Origin of the sequence: Dinoroseobacter sp. PD6 (genome assembly GCF_028807315.1) — a bacterium.
GTDB lineage: Bacteria > Pseudomonadota > Alphaproteobacteria > Rhodobacterales > Rhodobacteraceae > Dinoroseobacter > Dinoroseobacter shibae.
Genome location: NZ_JARAMN010000004.1, coordinates 21,102 through 38,274 on the forward strand (window position 1 = coordinate 21,102; position 17,173 = coordinate 38,274).

At 66.5% G+C, this 17,173-nt stretch carries 18 protein-coding genes; 9 read left to right on the top strand and 9 right to left on the bottom strand.

Features of this window, described 5'->3' with window-relative positions:
- Window positions 1-3 precede the first annotated feature (3 nt).
- The 3 genes from PVW48_RS08150 to PVW48_RS08160 all read right to left on the bottom strand — a co-directional run bounded on the left by PVW48_RS08150 (window position 4) and on the right by PVW48_RS08160 (window position 3,673).
- Window positions 4-969, bottom strand: a complete 966-nt coding sequence (locus tag PVW48_RS08150) for an AAA family ATPase (RefSeq protein ID WP_274580995.1) — start codon at window positions 967-969, stop codon at window positions 4-6.
- A 68-nt stretch (window positions 970-1,037) separates the two neighbouring features.
- Window positions 1,038-1,994, bottom strand: coding sequence for an HAD family hydrolase (locus tag PVW48_RS08155; protein WP_274580996.1), 957 nt, complete (start codon window positions 1,992-1,994; stop codon window positions 1,038-1,040).
- A 77-nt stretch (window positions 1,995-2,071) separates the two neighbouring features.
- Window positions 2,072-3,673, bottom strand: a complete 1,602-nt coding sequence (locus PVW48_RS08160) for an arylsulfatase (RefSeq protein ID WP_274580997.1) — start codon at window positions 3,671-3,673, stop codon at window positions 2,072-2,074.
- A 329-nt stretch (window positions 3,674-4,002) separates the two neighbouring features.
- On the opposite strand from PVW48_RS08160, the gene PVW48_RS08165 reads away from it, so the two are divergent.
- Complete coding sequence (locus tag PVW48_RS08165) at window positions 4,003-4,671, top strand: Crp/Fnr family transcriptional regulator (protein WP_012179771.1); 669 nt, start codon at window positions 4,003-4,005, stop codon at window positions 4,669-4,671.
- Window positions 4,668-6,638, top strand: a complete 1,971-nt coding sequence (locus tag PVW48_RS08170) for a multiheme c-type cytochrome (RefSeq protein ID WP_274580998.1) — start codon at window positions 4,668-4,670, stop codon at window positions 6,636-6,638. The genes PVW48_RS08165 and PVW48_RS08170 overlap by 4 nt, the downstream gene beginning before the upstream one ends.
- 4 nt (window positions 6,639-6,642) lie before the next feature.
- On the opposite strand, the gene PVW48_RS08175 is transcribed toward PVW48_RS08170, so the two are convergent.
- Complete coding sequence (locus tag PVW48_RS08175; RefSeq protein ID WP_274580999.1) at window positions 6,643-7,410, bottom strand: DsbA family protein; 768 nt, start codon at window positions 7,408-7,410, stop codon at window positions 6,643-6,645.
- Window positions 7,411-7,543: 133 nt separating this feature from the next.
- Entirely contained in the window at window positions 7,544-8,161 is a 618-nt protein-coding gene (locus tag PVW48_RS08180; RefSeq protein ID WP_012179768.1) for a LysE family translocator, read from the bottom strand.
- A gap of 91 nt (window positions 8,162-8,252) precedes the next feature.
- Between PVW48_RS08180 and PVW48_RS08185 the strand changes: the two genes are divergently transcribed.
- From PVW48_RS08185 to PVW48_RS08200, 4 genes are all read left to right on the top strand, one after another.
- Window positions 8,253-8,912, top strand: coding sequence for a pseudouridine synthase (locus PVW48_RS08185; RefSeq protein ID WP_012179767.1), 660 nt, complete (start codon window positions 8,253-8,255; stop codon window positions 8,910-8,912).
- A gap of 443 nt (window positions 8,913-9,355) precedes the next feature.
- Window positions 9,356-10,021, top strand: a complete 666-nt coding sequence (pgsA, locus tag PVW48_RS08190) for a CDP-diacylglycerol--glycerol-3-phosphate 3-phosphatidyltransferase (RefSeq protein WP_012179766.1) — start codon at window positions 9,356-9,358, stop codon at window positions 10,019-10,021.
- Entirely contained in the window at window positions 10,018-10,269 is a 252-nt protein-coding gene (moaD, locus tag PVW48_RS08195; RefSeq protein ID WP_012179765.1) for a molybdopterin converting factor subunit 1, read from the top strand. Before pgsA ends, moaD begins: the two co-directional genes overlap by 4 nt.
- A gap of 1 nt (window position 10,270) precedes the next feature.
- Entirely contained in the window at window positions 10,271-10,714 is a 444-nt protein-coding gene (locus PVW48_RS08200; protein WP_012179764.1) for a molybdenum cofactor biosynthesis protein MoaE, read from the top strand.
- 7 nt (window positions 10,715-10,721) lie between these two features.
- On the opposite strand, the gene PVW48_RS08205 is transcribed toward PVW48_RS08200, so the two are convergent.
- From PVW48_RS08205 to ubiA, 3 genes are read right to left on the bottom strand one after another with little or no spacing between them, the layout of a single operon-like run.
- On the bottom strand, window positions 10,722-11,054 hold the full coding sequence (locus PVW48_RS08205) for a hypothetical protein (protein WP_012179763.1): 333 nt from the start codon (window positions 11,052-11,054) through the stop codon (window positions 10,722-10,724).
- A complete protein-coding gene (locus PVW48_RS08210) occupies window positions 11,051-12,904 on the bottom strand; it encodes an OmpA family protein (RefSeq protein ID WP_274581000.1) in 1,854 nt (617 codons plus the stop codon). The genes PVW48_RS08205 and PVW48_RS08210 overlap by 4 nt, the downstream gene beginning before the upstream one ends.
- A gap of 60 nt (window positions 12,905-12,964) precedes the next feature.
- Window positions 12,965-13,933: a 4-hydroxybenzoate octaprenyltransferase gene (ubiA, locus tag PVW48_RS08215; protein WP_274581241.1), complete on the bottom strand. Its 969-nt coding sequence runs from the start codon at window positions 13,931-13,933 to the stop codon at window positions 12,965-12,967.
- Between the two features lie 28 nt (window positions 13,934-13,961).
- Between ubiA and PVW48_RS08220 the strand changes: the two genes are divergently transcribed.
- The 3 genes from PVW48_RS08220 to PVW48_RS08230 are packed head-to-tail and all read left to right on the top strand — an operon-like array spanning window position 13,962 to window position 16,650.
- Window positions 13,962-14,699 (top strand): 16S rRNA (uracil(1498)-N(3))-methyltransferase, encoded by a 738-nt coding sequence (locus PVW48_RS08220; protein WP_274581001.1) that lies wholly within the window; start codon window positions 13,962-13,964, stop codon window positions 14,697-14,699.
- Window positions 14,696-15,244, top strand: coding sequence for a hypothetical protein (locus tag PVW48_RS08225; RefSeq protein WP_274581002.1), 549 nt, complete (start codon window positions 14,696-14,698; stop codon window positions 15,242-15,244). The genes PVW48_RS08220 and PVW48_RS08225 overlap by 4 nt, the downstream gene beginning before the upstream one ends.
- A 35-nt stretch (window positions 15,245-15,279) precedes the next feature.
- Entirely contained in the window at window positions 15,280-16,650 is a 1,371-nt protein-coding gene (locus PVW48_RS08230; protein WP_274581003.1) for a glutamate--cysteine ligase, read from the top strand.
- 16 nt (window positions 16,651-16,666) lie between these two features.
- On the opposite strand, the gene PVW48_RS08235 is transcribed toward PVW48_RS08230, so the two are convergent.
- The gene (locus PVW48_RS08235; RefSeq protein ID WP_274581004.1) at window positions 16,667-17,173 is read right to left on the bottom strand and encodes a DUF805 domain-containing protein; all 507 of its coding nucleotides are present in this window, start codon (window positions 17,171-17,173) and stop codon (window positions 16,667-16,669) included.

The following is a 17,173-nucleotide window of genomic DNA, read 5'->3' on the forward strand; positions in this document are numbered from 1 at the left end:
CCTTCAGGGCAGGGCCACCAGGTCGAGCAGGCGCGCGGTGACAGTGTCGGGCACGATCCCTTCGCCCTGGGCCTCGAAGCTGAGTGTGAGCCGGTGGCGGAACACGTCCGGCGCGACCGCCTGGATGTCCGTGGGGTCGAGATATTCACGCCCCTCCAGCCAGGCATGGGCGCGCCCGCATTTGTCCAGCGCCAGCGAGGCGCGAGGGCTGGCACCAAGGTCGATCCAGCGCGCGAGATCCGCGTCGAGGGCCGCCGGGGTCCGCGTGGCGGTGACCAGGTCGGCCATGTAGCGGGCCATGGCCTCGGAGACATGGATCGCGCCGATCTCGGCCCGTGCATCGAAGACGGTCTGCTGCGGCAGGGGGGCGGCGGGGTCGGGGGCGCTGCCGGCGTCTTCGCCGCGCACCAGGGCGATGACCTGCGCTTCTTCCTCCGGGGTGGGGTAGTCGACCTGCACATGCATCAGGAAGCGGTCCATCTGGGCCTCTGGCAGGGGGTAGGTGCCTTCCTGCTCCACCGGATTCTGGGTGGCCATGACGATGAAGAGCGGCTCCATGCGGTGGGTGGTGCCCGCCACGGTCACCTGGCGTTCCTCCATCGCCTCCAGCAGGGCGGCCTGCACCTTGGCCGGGGCGCGGTTGATCTCGTCGGCCAGCACGATGTTGGCGAAGATCGGGCCCGGCTCGAAGCGAAACTCGGCGCCGGTGTCGGTCTGGTGGTAGACCTCGGTGCCGGTGACGTCGGAAGGCAGCAGGTCCGGGGTGAACTGGATGCGGCCGAACTTGGCCTCCAGCCCGCCCGCCATGGCCTTCACCGCGCGGGTCTTGGCGAGGCCCGGCATCCCTTCGATCAGCAGGTTGCCATTGGCCAGAAGGCCGATCACCAGCCGGTCTATGACGCGCCGCTGGCCGATGATGGACTGGCCCATCCGGGTGCGCAGGGTTTCGATCTGGTCTCGTGCTGTCATCGTCTTGCTGCCTTGGGTCGGGGTCCGAGAGGGGGCGTGGGTCGGGTATCACGCCGCCCACGACATAGTTACGGCCAGACGCGGGACCAGTCGCGGGCCATGTCGACGATGACCCAGCCCCGGTCGGGGCCTTCGTCGAGGCCGCGGTTCAGCACGCCGATATGGCCTTCGCGGTCATAGGCGAACTCGCGCTCTGCATCCGTGTGGTGCAACAGCAGGCCAAACGCAGGCCCGTCGCCGGAGGTGGTGTATTCCAGCATGGCGAAATCGCCGTCGGAATTGCCGCTGGCGAAGATCGGGCGTTTGCCGATGCGGCTGTCGATGCCGACGGGCTTGCCCTCCTTGTCGTCGACGAAGTCGATACCCGGCAGTTTCATGACCTGGCCATCGACGTATTCGGTGGGGCCTGCGGAGCCCATGACCTGCTCGGGAGGGATGTTGTAGGCCCGCTCGGCGAAGGCGCGGATGAAATGGACGCCGCCGCCGGAGACGATCCAGGTCTGGAACCCCTCGTCGCGCAGGTAACTGAGCAGCTCCAGCATCGGCTGATAGATCATCTCGTCATAGCGCATGCCGGTGGTGGGATGGCGCGCGCTGTCGAACCAGGCGTTCACGTCGGCCTGGAAATCCTCGACCGAGATCCCTGCATGGCTGACGGCGAGGACTTCGAGCAGCCCTTCAATCCCGCCCGCGGCGAGGGTTTCGAGATCGCCCTCGGCGGCGGCCTTGAGCGCATCGGTGGACAGGATGGACGGGTCGGCCTCGGCGCGCTCCTTCACCCGGTCGAGCGCATAGATCAGCTGGAAATAGACCGGCTGTTCGGCCCAGAGGTTGCCGTCATTGTCAAAGGTCGCGATGCGGTCGGCAGGGGGGACGTAGTCGGGCGAGGCCGGGTCGGTCACGCGGTCCACGAAGCCGATGATCGCGGATTTGGTGTCGGTATCGTTCCAGGACGGCAGGGGATCGGCGAGGGCGGGAACCGCCGACAGTGCCAGAACCAAGACAGCTTTGCAGAGCGCCCGCATGGGATCCTCCGGAATTTCGAGTGTGGGGAGAGGAAGGGGCCGCGCCCGAGAACGCGGCCCCTTCGTGTCGGTGCGGCTTAGCGCGCGCCGCTCGGCTCGGACAGCTTTTCCATGACCTTTTCGAGGCTGAAGCTGGCTGCTTTCTGACGCGGCGGATACTCCTCGAAGGTCGCCAGGAACTGCGCCACATACTGCTGCGCCGGCACCAGCAGGAAAGCGCGGTCGAGCCACCAATCGTAATAGGTGTTCGATGTCCGGTAGCTACGCTCATAGGGATCGCGCCGCAGGTTGAAGATGAGAGGCGCGCGCAACTCCGTGAGCGGCTCCTGCCAAGCACGAAGGGTGGCCCAAGCTTCCTGCTCAAGGAAGGTGAGTTTCCAGTCGTTGTAACGCAATGACATCAGATCACCGTCATCGGAGAAGTAGAAGATCTCGCTCCGGGGGCCAGTTTCAACCTCGCCCGAGAAATACGGCAGGAAGTTGTAGCCATCGAGATGCACGCGGTAGTCGCGCCCGCCGCCGACCTCGGCCACGGTGATCCCGTCGAGCAGCTCTTCCTTGATGTTCGGACGCCCGGCTGCGGCCAGGTAGGTGGGCAGCCAGTCCATGTGGTGCATGATCGAGTTCGACACGGAGCCGGGTTCGATCAGGCCGGGCCAGCGGACCATGGAGGGCACGCGCCAGCCGCCTTCCCAGTTGGTGTTTTTCTCACCCCAGAACGGGGTCATTGCCGCATCCGGCCATGTGTTCATGTGCGGGCCATTGTCGGTGGAGTAATGCACGATGGTCTCGTCGGCGATGCCGAGCTCGTCCAGCAGGTCGAGGAACTGACCGATATGCATGTCATGTTCGATCATGCCGGCGGTGTATTCGTCCACCGATTTGCCGACGATTTCGTTGGCCATCTGGCGACGCTCGTCGCTGACATGGGTGCGGAAGTGCATCCGGGTGCCCGACCACCAGACGAACCAGGGGTTGCCCGCCTCTTCCTGGCGCTTGATGAAGTCGATCGCCGCGGCGACGGTCTCGTCGTCCACGGTTTCCATCCGCTCCTTGGTCAGGGGGCCGGTGTCCTCAATGGTGCCGTCGGCGGAGGACTTGATCACGCCGCGGGGCCCGAACGCCTCGCGGAAGGTGCGGCCGTCTTCGAGCACGAGATCGCCCGGGTAGTCCTCGTTCTCGGGCTCTTCCTCGGCGTTCAGGTGATAGAGGTTGCCGAAGAACTCGTCGAAGCCATGGTTCGTCGGCAGGTGCTCATCCCGGTCGCCCAGGTGGTTCTTGCCGAACTGGCCGGTGGCGTAGCCTTGGGCCTTGAGCAGGCCGGCGATGGTGGGATCCTCGACCTGCATGCCTTCTTCGGCACCGGGCAGGCCGACCTTGGAGAGGCCCGTGCGGAACACTGACTGGCCCATGATATAGGAGGACCGGCCCGCGGTGCAGGACTGCTCGCCATAATAGTCGGTGAAGATCATGCCTTCTTCGGCGATCCGGTCGATGTTGGGCGTGCGGTAGCCCATCAGGCCCATGGTGTAGGCCGAGATGTTGGATTGACCGATGTCGTCGCCCCAGATGACCAGGATGTTCGGCTTGTCCGCCTCCTGGGCGGCGGCGACACTTGCCGAAATGCCCAGCAAGACCGCCCCCAGCGCGCAGCGCCGCAGCCTTCCTAAGTTGACCATATGTATTCTCCTTGTTGAGTGTTTCTTCTTGTGACGCATGTCGCCCCGTGAAGGTAACGCGATACTTCCCATGGTCATAGCCTCAGGGCCGGGCCGGCCTTTCGGATGACCGCAGGTGTTCGCCGCGAGGTAATTCTCGCGGTCGCGGATTTTGACGCCGGTGCCATCGCCGCCCTGTTTCACGTTGCCTTCGCGCCCATCGTTTGTTTCAGTTTCCTAAGCGTTGATGTCGCCAAGCCGCCACCGTTTCCGTATGGTGACACGCCATCAGGGCGAAAACTCCATCAAATGATGGATTTCCAATTTTTTCTCGAAGGGGGCGGTGCGCCTTGTCTGACGCGGATCTGTTGCAGAAACATGGCTGGCTGGCCGGGCGGTCGCAGGCCTCTCAGCGCCGCATCCTGTCCTGCGGGCGGCCGCGCCATTTCGCCAAGGACGAGGCCCTGTACCATTTCGGCGACTCGTCGCGGGGCGTGTATGGCATCGTCGCAGGCAATGTCAGCGTGTCGATTCCCAATGACGTGGGCGCAGCGCAGACGGTTTACCTGGCGACGCCCGGCTTCTGGATCGGGGATGCCGCGCTCTTTTCCGATCAGACCCGGCTTGTCACCGTGATCGCGGAGACCGAGGTCGATGCGCTGTTTCTGCCCAAGGCGCAACTCGATGACCTGGTGCGGGAGCATCCCGACCTGCTGCGCGATTTTTATGCGCTGAGCCATCTGAACCTGAATGTGGCGCTGTCGCTGATCGCGAATCTCGTCACGCCCAACGCGGCACAGCGGCTTGCGGCGTTTCTGTTGAACGTGGACGAGCGCCAGGTGAACCCGGGGGACTGGATACAGGTGGCGCAGGATCGGTTGGCGTCGATGGTGGCGTTGTCGACGCCGACGGTGCAACGGCATCTCAGGAATTTGAGCGCTGCCGGGTTGGTCGAGATCGGATATGGGCGTATGCGGGTGATCGAGCGCGCGGCGTTGCGCCGGTTTTTGATGGAATGACAACGGGTATCGCGCGCATGGGTTTTTCCGTGATGACAGTTTTCCTGGCGCTTGGCGTGGTCCTCACGGCCTCGATCGCGCGGGCGGAAGACCCGCGCGTGCCGGACTATATCGGCACGGCGGTGTGCGCGGATTGCCACCAGGAGGCGTATGAGGCCTGGCAAGGCTCCCATCACGACCTGGCCTGGACGCCGCCCGATGCGCTGCATGTGCTGGGCGATTTCGACGATGCGGAATTCGTCCATAACGGCGTGCGCACGACCTTCACCACCGAGGACGGCGTGTTCTACATCACCTCCGACGGGCCGGATGGCAGGTTGCAGAAATACCCGGTGCACAGCGTTGCGGGGATCGCACCGTTGCAGCAATACCTGATCGAGACGGAGCCGGGGAAGATCCAGTCCTTCGACGTGGTCTGGGATATCGAGCGGGGCGCGTGGTATCACCTCTATCCGGATCAGGACTTGCCGGCCTCGGACGGGTTGCACTGGACCGGGCCCTACAAGAACTGGGGCGCGCGCTGCGCCGAGTGTCATGCCACGGGCTACAAGAAGGGGTACGACCCGGCGACGCGGACCTACACCAGCACCCAGGCGGAGATCGGCGTGGGATGCGAGGCCTGCCACGGACCGGGGGAGGCCCATGTGAGTTGGGCCCTGCCGGGGGGCGATTACGATCCGACCCGCTGGGACCGGGTGGGCGAGACCGGGCTGACCATGGATTTCGCGGCCGGTGCGGAGGCGGAGATCCAGCAATGCGCAGCCTGCCATTCCCGGCGCGAGGCGTTCGAGGAGGGCAATCCGCTGCCCGGCACGCCTTATCACGATGCCTATCGGCTCAGCCTCTTGCGGGACGGGATGTATCACCCGGACGGGCAGATCCTGGAAGAGGTCTATGTCTATGGCTCGTTCATCCAGTCCAAGATGTACGCCGCCGGGGTGGCCTGCACCGATTGCCACGATGCGCATTCGGCGCAGCGGCTGACCGAGACCAATGACCTGTGCACCCAGTGCCATTCGACGGCCGGGAACCCGGAGTTCCCGACCCTGCGGCTGGCGGAGTATGACGACCCGTCCCACCACTTCCACGAGGTCGGCAGCGAAGGGGCGCAGTGCAAGAGCTGCCACATGATCGAGCGCGACTACATGGGGATCGACGGGCGGCGCGACCATTCCTTCCGGGTGCCGCGCCCGGACCTGACTGTCGAGACCGGCGCGCCCAATGCCTGCAACGATTGTCACACGGATCGCAGCGCCGAGGAAATGGCGGCCGAGCTGGAGGCGCGCTTTCCCGACAGCATCCATCGCGGTCCGCATTTCGCCCAGGTCTTCGCCCGCGCCCGGATCGCGCCGCAGAGTACGGCGGAGAACATCGTGGCGCTGACCGAATACCTCGATCTGCCGGGGATCGTGCGGGCGTCGGCGCTGGAGCTGCTGCATCCGATGGCGGGCCCGGAGCTGGCGGATCGCATGGCGATGGCTCTGCGCGATCCTGATCCGCTGGTGCGGGCCGCGGCGGTGCCGATCCAACGTGCGGCACCCGCGCCGGTTCGGGTGGAGCGCCTTGCGCCCCTGCTGTCAGATCCGGTCCGAAGCGTGCGGATGGCGGCAGCCCGTGAATTCCTCGATCTGAACATGCGGGTTGTTCCGCCGCAGACCACGCAAGCGCTCGGAGCCGCGATGTCGGAATGGCAGTCTTCGTTGCGGGCAAAGGCGGATTTCCCGGAGATCCAGATCATCCTCGGCGGTGTCGGCTTGACGATGCGGAACATGCCTGCCGCCCTTTCGGCTTTCTCCGAAGCGGTTGACCTCGATCCGCAGCGCGAAGAAGCCTGGTCGATTATCGTGCGCATCTATGCCGCGCTCGGGGATATGGCGGCGGCGAGAGATGCTGTGGACGCAGCACTGGTTGCAAACCCCGAGAGTGTGGCGCTGCGGGTTCTGCGGGGTGAAATCCTCCAGCAATAGCGGGTTAACTGCAGCTGGGGATCGGGCCGTCCCTGCGCTCCAGGGCGATGAGGCGGTCGAGCGTGCGGGCGCTGACTTCGCCCTGCACCAGTGTGCGCCCGACCAAGAGGGCCGGGGTGCCCACCAGGCCAAAAAGCTGCGCCAGCGCCCGGCTGTCAGTGAGGGCAGCGGTGACCTGAGGGCTGTCCATGTCGCGCAGCAGGCGGTCCGCGTCGAGGTCGAGATCTGTGGCAAGAACGCGGAGATAGGCCTCGCTTGGCTGGAAACCGGCCCGGATCAGGCGCGCATGAGCGTCGGCATAGCGCCCCTGCAGTCCGGCGGCGAGGGCGGCGCGCGCCCCGTCGGCGGAGGCCGGACCGAGGAGGGGCAATTCGTGCCATTTGATCCGGATGGTTCCGCCGGAGGTCTCCTCCAGCGCCTGAAGGCGCGGGGTCAGCACCCGGCAGAACGGGCAGGCATAGTCGGAAAAGGACGCGATGGGGACGACGCCCTCGGGCACGGCGTCTATTCCAAAGAGTGCATCGCAGAGGCGCCCGCGCAGCACGTTGGGCGCAAGCTCTGTCACTGTGGCAGGCTCCAGCCCGATCATCGGGTCGAGCCCCCGGGTCACCGGGCCGAGCGGCATCGTGCGAAAGCCCTCGGGCGCTGCCAGCGGCTCCAGCGCAGGCAGGCCGCGAAACAGGTCGGTGAGCGCCGGCACCCCGTAGCGCAGCGCCGCGTAGCCGCCGCCGAGGATCGCGGCCCCGGTCAAGAATTGTCGTCGTGTCGCCATGGGAGTCCGATCTTTACGAGTCCAGAAGGTGCCGGCCGGGCCGGTGCGTCAAGCCACGGCTGCGTGAGGCGCATGCTCCTGCCCTCCAGGGCGGGGTCTCTGCGCGTTGCAAGGTTTGGCCTGCTCGGATCGGTCATGTCCTTCCTCCCGGTGCGTAGGCGCCGAGGGCGATCCCGTAGCCGATGAAACACAAGGCCAGGCCGCGGCGCACCCAGAAGTTCAGGATCGCCCCCATCGCCAGTTTCCCAAGCCCCGCGCCGAGGGCGGTGTAGCCGGTATAGGACAGTGCCGTGAGCGTCAGCGCCGTGGGCACGATCACGGTCATCTGCGACAGGATCGGCACGTCGGGTTGGACGAATTGCGAGAAGGCGGCGATGTAGCCTGCGAGGCTCTTAGCGTTGAAGGTCGCGATCAGGAAGGCCCGGCCATAGATCGACCCGGCCCCGGCCTGGGGTTTGACCGGATCCCGGGCGGTGCGCCATGCGCGGATGCCGAGGGCCACCAACACGAACGCTCCGGCAAGCTGGACCCAGCGGAACACGTCCGGTGCAGCGGTGATCAGGGCGGTCACGCCAAGGGCCGACAGGGCGAGAAACAGGCTGGCCTGCGTAAGGATCGCCAGCACGCCCCAGAGCGACCGTCGAAACCCGTGGGTCATCCCGTTGGACATGCAGTTGACCGCGTTCGGTCCGGGGGTCGTGACGAACAGCGCCCAGAAGAGCGCGAAGATCGTCCAGGCGTCGAAACTCATGGGGGGCCTCCTGCGGCGCACCCTATGCAGGGCGGGGCTGGCGGGCAATAAAGCCCTGTTCCTTTGCCCGGCTGTGGCGTAATCCGCCCTCATGCCGCCGATCCCGCCCGATACCTATGCTCCGCCCCAGGAGCCGCTGCGCCTGGTCCACGAGGATGCGCATCTGCTGCTGGTGGAGAAACCTTCCGGGCTCTTGTCGGTGCCCGGGCGCGGGCCCGAGTTGGCTGATTGCCTGCTGAGCCGGGTGCAGGGGGCGTTTCCCGACGCGCTCCTCGTGCATCGGCTGGACCGGGACACATCGGGGCTGATGGTGTTCGCGCTGACCGCCCATGCCCAGCGGCACCTCGGCCTGCAATTCGAAAAACGCCAGATCAAGAAGAGCTATGTGGCGCGGGTCTGGGGGCAGGTTGCGGAGGCGACGGGGACGGTCGATCTGCCGCTGATCGTGGACTGGCCGAACCGTCCCTTGCAGAAGGTCGATCCCGAAACGGGCAAGGCCGCCGTGACCGATTGGCGCGTCCTGAAGCGGTCCGAGGCGGAAACGCGCGTGCGGCTCTTTCCCAAAACCGGGCGCTCGCACCAGTTGCGGGTCCATATGCAAGCGTTGGGGCATCCGATTCTCGGGGATCCGTTCTACGCGGAGGGCGCGGCACGGGCATTCCCGCGGCTGATGCTGCATTCGGAGTCCCTGCGATTGCGGCATCCGGATGGCGGTGTGGGCATGACGTTTCGGTCGAAACCACCCTTCTGAAAGTTAACGACGTGGTGCAGGTGATTCGCAAAACGCAATGATCCACCGCGTGATTCTGGCGCTTTGAGGAAACGATTCCACCTAATCCCTAGTGTTGTTGCGCGGACCAGCCACAAAATAGCCGCCTGCTTCCCCCATAGGTTGAATCGCCTGCCGTGATGGCAGTTAATTTTTTGAACGCTGCGAACCCTATGCTAGCCTCTCGGCACCGGGGCATGCATTTCGCCTCGGCGGAAGCTTTGAAACGGAAAGCTGCGGCGCGTGAGGCGTAGGGGGATGGTACAAGCCTACTTGTGATAGTCGCGTGCCGCAGCCATTTCCGCATCGAGACCCGAAACCGGCAGAGCTCCGCCGAGAGGGATGGCGGAGCACGGCGCGTGTGAGCGCCCCGCCGACGCCGGTTCCCCTTTCCGCCACATCGTAGAGCCGTTACAAGGTGGCGCATGCGATGGACGATCCCGAACCTCATGACTGTAGCGCGGCTGCTGGCCGCTCCGGCGGTGGCAATCGTCTTTGCCCTGCTGCCCCGACCGCTTGCGGATTGGGTGGCGCTGGCGTTGTTCATCGGTGCGTCGCTGACGGATTTCCTCGATGGCTGGATCGCGCGGACCTGGGCACAGACCTCGCGCTTCGGGGCGATGCTGGATCCGATCGCGGACAAGGCCATGGTGATCACGGCGCTTGCGGTGGTCATGGCGCTCTCGGGGCTCGACCCTTTGGTGATCATTCCGGCGGCGATCATCCTGTTTCGGGAGGTGTTCGTGTCCGGGCTGCGGGAATTCCTGGGTGCGGATGCCAGCAAGCTGTCGGTGACCAAGCTGGCCAAATGGAAGACGACGGCACAGATGGTGGCGATCGCGGTGCTGATGGGGGCCATCGCGCTCGATTACATGCATCTTGCGGCCTTTGCGGCGTTGCCCCGCGATGCGTACCAGGCGGCACTCGACAACGGGCCGCAGGACTGGAACCTCGTGTGGGCGACCATGTCGGTGGGAGGGCCGGCCGGTGTCCTCGGCATGGGGCTGTTGTGGATCGCGGCGCTTTTGACACTTATCACCGGTGCGGACTACTTCAGGAAATCACTGCCTTTTCTATCGGAGAAGCCATGAAACTCGACGTGTTGTATTTCGCCTGGCTGCGCGAACGCATCGGCCTGTCCCAGGAGCGGATCGAGACGGAGGCCAGGACCGTGGCGGAGCTGGTCTCGGAATTGCGCGCGCGGGAGGATCGCTACGATCTCGCGTTCTCCGATCTCTCGGCCATCCGCGTGGCGGTCGACCAGGACCTGACCGAATTCGATGCGGAGCTGACGGATGCCCGGGAAGTGGCGTTCTTTCCGCCCATGACCGGGGGGTGAGATGACCGTTCGGGTACAGCAAGCCCCTTTCGCGCTGGGCGCAGAGCTGGACAGCTTCGCGGCGGGGCGCACGGATATGGGCGCCATCGTGAGTTTCACGGGCGTGGTGCGGGACGTGGCGACCGGCGATCTCGACGTTATGGAGATCGAGCACTATCCAGGCATGACCGAGCGCGCGATCGGCAAGATCGTCGACGAAGCCAAAGCGCGCTGGTCGCTGGGCGATGCGCTGGTCATCCATCGCTATGGCCGGATGGGTCCGGGCGACCGGATCATGATGGTGGCCACGGCCGCCCCACACCGGGTGGATGCCTTCGCTGCGGCGGAGTTCCTGATGGATTACCTGAAATCCCGGGCGCCGTTCTGGAAGAAGGAAATCAGCGGCGCGGGCGCGTCCTGGGTTGCGGCCACGGACGAAGACGAAGCCGCCCTGACACGCTGGTAAGCCGCGCTCAGCGCCCGGATCGCGCTGATTTCTCGATCTGGCTGCGCAGGTCCTGAGTCTCGCGGCGCGCATCGCGCAGGCCTTCCATCGCGGCGGCCAGTTCGGCCTCGGTCTGGGCCATCTGCGCGCTCAGTTCGCGCTCCCGCTCTTCCAGCAGCACGAGCGCCTGGTCGCGCTCTTCTTCGGCCTCGTGCAGGGATTGCGCCATGGATTCCAGCTCCCCCATTTCCGCCTTGGTGACCCGCGAGAACCGGGCGATGGCCCAGTGGGTGAACCAGCCGAGCAGGAACACCACGAACAGGATGATCGCGGTGGCGGCGATGAATTCCGTCTGGTTCACTGGGGGTCTCCTGTTTCGGTCTCGGCGGTGGGGGAGGTTACGGGCGGCGTCGGGGCGGTAAAGCTGATCCGGCGGTTGGCCTCTCGGCCCTCGGCGGTGCTGTTATCTGCGATCGGCATGGCCTCGCCATATCCCCGGGCGACGAGATTGCCGGTCAGGATCCGCCGTTCCGACAGGGCGGCCAGCACCGCGTCGGCGCGCGCCTGGCTGAGATTGAGGTTCATCACCTCCCGCCCCTGGTTGTCCGTGTGCCCGGCGATCTCGAATTCGACATGGCTGCAGTCCACGAGCACCTGTGCGATGCGGTCCATGATGGCCTCGGCCTCGGCGGCGATCTGGGACGAGCCCGGCTCGAAGGTGATCTTGCCCTCGGCCTGGATCGCGTCGATGCGGGCGTAGCATTCCTCGGGTGTCGGCAGGGCCGTGGCCGGATCGAGGATCGGATCGTAGGTGACGTCGAGCCGCAGATCGGACTCTTCCGGCAGGCGCCGGGCCAGCAGGCCGGCGATCTCGGCGGGGCCATCCTCCACCCCGGTGCGGCCGCCGATGCGCATGAATTCGGGCGTGATCGTCACGCTGCCATTGTGCAGATGCCCGAGCGCCTCGAGCCCCGCAAGCACCCGCACGGACCAGCCTTCGGGCACGTCCTCGGCCACGGTGGTGGCGGAATAGACATTCGGGGCACCGAACATTGCCTTGGCCATGGTGGCGGTCACCTCCTTGCGGATCGTGTCCGTTACATGGCCGCGCAGCTGCACCAGTCCCTCGGGGCTGAGCGTCGCGGTGAAGCGTGTCAGGTTTGGATCGAAGATGCCCGGGCGGGGGGCTTCCGGGCGCGGCAGCGTGCTGGTGAGGGAGAACACCGCCGGCAGATCCGCCTCGAACTCGGCTGCCACGCGCTCGAACAGGGCGGCATTCGTGTCTTCGCGACCGACAAGGGTGACATCGGCATCCGACAGGGTCACGACCCCGCCGCCGAGGGCTGCGACGGCCCGGATGCCGAGGGTGGCGGCCTCGGCCCAGTTCTGCGACGGGGCGCCGAGGCCGAGCACGCAAGTTGTCTCACGCGGGGCGCCGGTTTCCGCGGCGGCGGCGAGGATGCGGGCGCGCCCCGCCTCGGTTTCGGCCGCGCAAGCATCGAATCGCGCCCCGCGGTCATCCAGCGTGAAGCGCAGCAGGAAAGGCGTGATCGCCGGGCGGGGGGCCGCGATATCGAGCGTGACGGCGACGCCCGCGGGGGCCGTGCGCCGCAGGCGGGTCTCCAGCGCGGTCTTCTCGGCGGCGCTGTCGGTGAGGGCGCTGATATGGACCGATTGCGGCGTGACGCTTATCTTTGCGCGCGGAATCTCCGCCGCCGCTTCCAGGGCATAGCCGACCGCCCCGAGCCAGCGCCCCGGGATCGGGAAGTCCGCGGTTTCGACCATGTTCGACACCGGGCCCAGCCCGGCCAGCTCGGCGCCCAGGGAGTCGGAATCCATATCAGCCGGGACCAGCCCGATCAGCGAGATCCCGTCCGCGTTGCGCAAAAGCTCCAGCGAGAAGTCCGGCGGTGCGATGCGGGTTGAGGCCGCCACCGTCATCTCGTCGATGATCCGGTCGGGGGCCACCACGCGCCCCACCGCCGAGAGGGTGGCAAAGCGCGTCGCCTCGTCCGGGGCGGTGCCGAGGAGCGTGACATGGGTGCCATCGATGGCGGCCTGGGCAAACTCGGCATTTTCGGTGAAGAGCACCTCCTCGACCGAGGCGAGGGTGCGTGTCTCGACCTGCTCGACGAGCAGGCGCGCGGTGAAAACCGATGCGAGGGCCGCAGCGGACAAGGCAAGGAGCGGCAGGTATCGACGCTTGGACATGGGGAACGGGGTGCTTTGTTCGAGTGGTCTGGTCCTATCGTCCCCGGCGTCCGGGTGCAATCAAGCGAGCAAGGTCAGGGCGAGAAACAGCGCAAGGATCAGACCGGCGTCCCGGTTGGACCGAAACAGCCGCAGGCAGTTGCCGGGGTCGTTCGGGTCGAGCTGCCGCAGCTGCCACACCATATGCCATCCGAAAGCCCAGACCCCGCCGAGCCCGAGCGCGAGCGCCAGGGGCGCATCCAGTGGGGCCAGCGCCGCGATGACGGCCCCGCCCGCCAGCACGGTTGCCGCGATCAGGAACAGCCCCAGCCACCGCCGCGAGCGATCGCCGAAAAGCCGCGCGGTGGATTTCACGCCGATCAGGGCATCGTCCTCGGTGTCCTGATGGGCGTAGATCGTGTCGTAGAACAGGGTCCAGGCGATCCCGGCGACATAGAGCAGCACGCTGGGCGCATCGAGCAGAGTACCGGTCTCGGCCGTCCAGGCCAGCAGCGCACCCCAGTTGAACGCAAGCCCCAGGAAGATCTGCGGCCACCAGGTGAACCGCTTGGCGAAGGGATAGACGCAGACCAGCGCCAGCGAGGCGATGCCCAGCCCTATGGCGGGCATGTTGAAGCTCAGCAGGATGCCGAAGGCCAGCAGCGCCTGCACCACCATCCAGACCAGCGCGCCCCGGACACTGACCTGACCCGACGGGATCGGGCGGGAGCGCGTGCGCGCGACCTTTGCGTCGAAGTCGCGGTCGGTGATATCGTTCCAGGTGCAGCCCGCGCCGCGCATCAGGAAGGCGCCAATCCCGCAGCCGACCATGATCCAGGCAGTGCCGCGGTCGAACCCGTCACCCGCCGCCGCCCCCAGAAGAGCGCCCCACCAGCAGGGGATCAGCAAAAGCCAGGTGCCGATCGGCCGGTCCGCGCGGCTGAGCCGCAGGTAGGGGCGGGTTGCGGGCGGCGCGTAGCGGTCGACCCAGTTATCCGCGGGCGCGTCGGCGACGGTTCCGCCGTCTGGTGTCTGCGCCTCGTTGCTCATCGGGATCGCCCCCCATATGGTTTGCGCCATGTCGGCTGGAAAGATCAGGCTTTATGTAGAGCACCCTCTGGGTCAGGGGCAAACGGTTCCGTTGTCGGGCGCCCAGGCCCATTACCTGTTCGGGGTGATGCGCCGGGGCGTGGGCGAGGTCGTGACCCTGTTCAATGGTCATGCCGGGGCCTGGGCCGCGCGGGTGGTCGAGGCCGGGAAACGCGGTGGCGTGCTGGAGGTCGAGACCCAGACCGCGCCGCAGCGCGATCCGCCGGACCTGTGGCTCTGTTTCGCGCCGATCAAGAAGGCGCGCACGGATTTCATCGTCGAGAAGGCCGCCGAGATGGGCGCGCGCCGGATCGTGCCGGTGCAGACTGCCTTCACCAATGCGGAACGGATTCGCCGCGACCGGCTGCAGGCCCATGCGGTCGAAGCGGCCGAGCAATGCGGCGGCACCTTCGTGCCTGAGGTGGCGGATCTTGTGGGTCTGGACCGGCTGTTGTCGGACTGGCCATCGGATCGGTCCCTGATGTTCTGCGACGAAGCCCTTGCGGAGGAGGGGGCGGCGGCGGCGGCGGATACGCCCGCGCTGCCGGACGGGCCCTGGGCGATCCTCATCGGTCCGGAAGGCGGGTTTTCCGAGCCCGAGCGCGCCCGCCTGCGCGCCATGCCGCAGGCACAGTCCATGCGCCTAGGCCCGCGGATCCTGCGGGCGGATACGGCGGCGGTCGCGGCGCTCACACTCTGGCAAATGCGGTACGGGGACTGGCGATGAGCTTCATCCGCCCCGAAGTCGCGGCGCGCCTGCACAAGGGGCGTGAACTTCTGGCTTGCCTTGCGGTGCTCGCCGTCGGTCTTTGGATGACCCAATCGCCGGGGCCGGTGGTCAAGGCGGTGGGCGCGCTGGCCGTTGTGGCGAGCGTGGGTTTCGGCGCGATTGCCTGGCGGCGGTTGCGGTTCGTCGCAGACGACAGCGCGCCGGGTGTGGTGTCGGTGGACGAGCGGCAGATCACCTATCTCGGCCCGGTGGTGGGCGGGGCGATGGGGCTCGATGCGCTCATGGTGCTGCGCCTGCGCCGGGAGGGGGCGCGCCGGGCCTGGCTCTTGCAGGGCGAGGACGGGACGGCGCTCGCCATTCCCCACGGCGCGGCGGGGGAGGAGCAGCTTTTCGATGCCTTTGCCGCCTTGCCCGGGTTTCGGATGGCCCATGTGCTCCAGCAGTTGGAAACCGGCCCGGACGGGTCGTTCATTGTGTGGCAGCGCACAATGTCCGGCACGGCCCCGCGCTTGACTTCTCGGACGCAACGGGACACGTCCTGACAAAACTCGCATCGGCCCGCGGAGAGCTTACCCCCATGTCCATACCCCAATCCGGCGGCGGCCCGATCGAAAGCCGCGCGCAACTGGCCGAGTATCTGAGCGACGGCTGCAAGCCCAAGGATGCGTGGCGCATCGGCACCGAGCATGAGAAGTTCGGCTACTGCAAGGATACCCTGAAGCCGCTGCCCTATGATGGGACGCGCTCGATCAAGGCGATGCTCGAAGGGCTGCGTGACCGCTTCGGTTGGGCGCCGGTGATGGAAGCCGGCAACATCATCGGGCTGGAAAAGGACGGGGCCAATGTCAGCCTGGAGCCCGGGGGGCAACTGGAGCTGTCGGGCGCGCCGCTGGCGACCATCCACGAGACTTGCGACGAGGTGAACAGCCACCTGCGCGAGGTGCAGGACGTGGCCGAGAAGATCGGCGTCGGGTTCATCGGGCTCGGGGCGGCGCCGATCTGGTCTCACGAAGACATGCCGGTGATGCCCAAGGGGCGCTACCGGCTGATGACCGACTACATGGACCGGGTGGGGACCATGGGTAAAACCATGATGTACCGGACCTGCACGGTTCAGGTGAATCTCGACTTCGCCTCCGAGGCGGACATGGTCCAGAAGCTGCGCGTGGCCTTCGCCTTGCAGCCCGTGGCCACGGCGCTGTTCGCGAACTCCCCGTTTCTCGATGGCAAGCCCAATGGCCACAAGAGCTGGCGCAGCCGCGTCTGGCGTGATCTCGACCCCGACCGCACCGGCATGCTGCCCTTCGTGTTCGAAGACGGCTTTGGCTTCGATGCCTGGGTGGACTATGCCCTTGATGTGCCGATGTACTTCGTCTATCGCGACGGGCAGTATATCGACGCGCTGGGCCAGTCGTTCCGTGATTTCCTCGATGGCAAACTGCCCGCTCTGCCCGGCGAGGTGCCGACGCTCAGCGACTGGGCCGATCACCTGACAACGATCTTCCCCGAGGCACGGATCAAGAAATTCATCGAGATGCGCGGGGCCGATGGCGGTCCCTGGCGGCGGCTCTGTGCGCTGCCGGCGTTCTGGGTCGGCCTGACCTATGATCAGGGCGCGCTGGACGCGGCCTGGGACCTGGTGAAGGGCTGGGATGCGGAGACGCGGGAGGCCTTGCGCGTGGCCGCCTCGGTCGACGGGTTGCAGGCGCAGGTCGGCGATCTGCGGATGCACGACCTGGCGCGCGAAGTGGTCTCGATCGCCGAGGCGGGGCTGGCGGCGCGGGCCATGCCGGGAGCGGGCGGGATGATCCCGGACGAGACCCATTTCCTCAACGCGCTCAAGGACAGTATCGAGAGCGGGCGTGTTCCGGCGGACGAGTTGCTGGCCCATTACCACGGGGATTGGGGCGGCGACCTGTCGAAGATCTACGCCGCCTACAGCTACTGAGCGCGGGGCCGGGTGGTCAGTTCGTCAGGCACTTCACCCGCGCCTGGTAGAGCGCGCGGACCTCGGCCTTGCGGTCTTCCTCGGTCTTGCCCGGCGTGACGTCCGGACGCGCGAACCGGCTGCGGGCCGGGCGCGCGCCGCCCCGCGGCGGGCCGAAGCGGTTGTTGCCCCGGTCTCCTGGCTGGACCGCGAAGACCAGCAGCACCAGCAGCCCGATAATCGGCACGAACCCGATCAGCGACCAGAATCCGGAGCGATCCGTGTCGTGCAGGCGCCGCACCAGCAGCGACCAGCTTTGGATCCACAGAAATACGGAAACCCCGAAATACCACGGATTGTCGTCCGTTGCGGCGCCGAGGCGGGCGATCTGCTCGGGCTGAAGAGCGAAGATCACGAACAGGACCCCGCCGATCGTCAGGGCATAGATGAAGAGCTGGAAATACCAGAACTCGGCCCGCGTCGCGCGCCCTCCGAAGTTCACGACATTGACAAATGCGGATGCGATGGCGCGCAGGAATCCCAT

What these genes read in the sequence shown, in the direction of transcription:
- PVW48_RS08155 (WP_274580996.1), bottom strand. Translation starts at nt 1,994, where the DNA reads ATGCGGGCGCTCTGCAAAGCTGTCTTGGTTCTGGCACTGTCGGCGGTT.
- PVW48_RS08175 (WP_274580999.1), bottom strand. Translation starts at nt 7,410, where the DNA reads ATGGCGACACGACGACAATTCTTGACCGGGGCCGCGATCCTCGGCGGC.
- PVW48_RS08235 (WP_274581004.1), bottom strand. Translation starts at nt 17,173, where the DNA reads ATGGGATTCCTGCGCGCCATCGCATCCGCATTTGTCAATGTCGTGAAC.
- ubiA (WP_274581241.1), bottom strand. Translation starts at nt 13,933, where the DNA reads ATGAGCAACGAGGCGCAGACACCAGACGGCGGAACCGTCGCCGACGCG.
- PVW48_RS08220 (WP_274581001.1), top strand. Translation starts at nt 13,962, where the DNA reads ATGTCGGCTGGAAAGATCAGGCTTTATGTAGAGCACCCTCTGGGTCAG.
- PVW48_RS08180 (WP_012179768.1), bottom strand. Translation starts at nt 8,161, where the DNA reads ATGAGTTTCGACGCCTGGACGATCTTCGCGCTCTTCTGGGCGCTGTTC.
- PVW48_RS08160 (WP_274580997.1), bottom strand. Translation starts at nt 3,673, where the DNA reads ATGGTCAACTTAGGAAGGCTGCGGCGCTGCGCGCTGGGGGCGGTCTTG.
- PVW48_RS08210 (WP_274581000.1), bottom strand. Translation starts at nt 12,904, where the DNA reads ATGTCCAAGCGTCGATACCTGCCGCTCCTTGCCTTGTCCGCTGCGGCC.
- PVW48_RS08170 (WP_274580998.1), top strand. Translation starts at nt 4,668, where the DNA reads ATGACAACGGGTATCGCGCGCATGGGTTTTTCCGTGATGACAGTTTTC.
- PVW48_RS08225 (WP_274581002.1), top strand. Translation starts at nt 14,696, where the DNA reads ATGAGCTTCATCCGCCCCGAAGTCGCGGCGCGCCTGCACAAGGGGCGT.
- pgsA (WP_012179766.1), top strand. Translation starts at nt 9,356, where the DNA reads ATGCGATGGACGATCCCGAACCTCATGACTGTAGCGCGGCTGCTGGCC.
- moaD (WP_012179765.1), top strand. Translation starts at nt 10,018, where the DNA reads ATGAAACTCGACGTGTTGTATTTCGCCTGGCTGCGCGAACGCATCGGC.
- PVW48_RS08200 (WP_012179764.1), top strand. Translation starts at nt 10,271, where the DNA reads ATGACCGTTCGGGTACAGCAAGCCCCTTTCGCGCTGGGCGCAGAGCTG.
- PVW48_RS08230 (WP_274581003.1), top strand. Translation starts at nt 15,280, where the DNA reads ATGTCCATACCCCAATCCGGCGGCGGCCCGATCGAAAGCCGCGCGCAA.
- PVW48_RS08185 (WP_012179767.1), top strand. Translation starts at nt 8,253, where the DNA reads ATGCCGCCGATCCCGCCCGATACCTATGCTCCGCCCCAGGAGCCGCTG.
- PVW48_RS08150 (WP_274580995.1), bottom strand. Translation starts at nt 969, where the DNA reads ATGACAGCACGAGACCAGATCGAAACCCTGCGCACCCGGATGGGCCAG.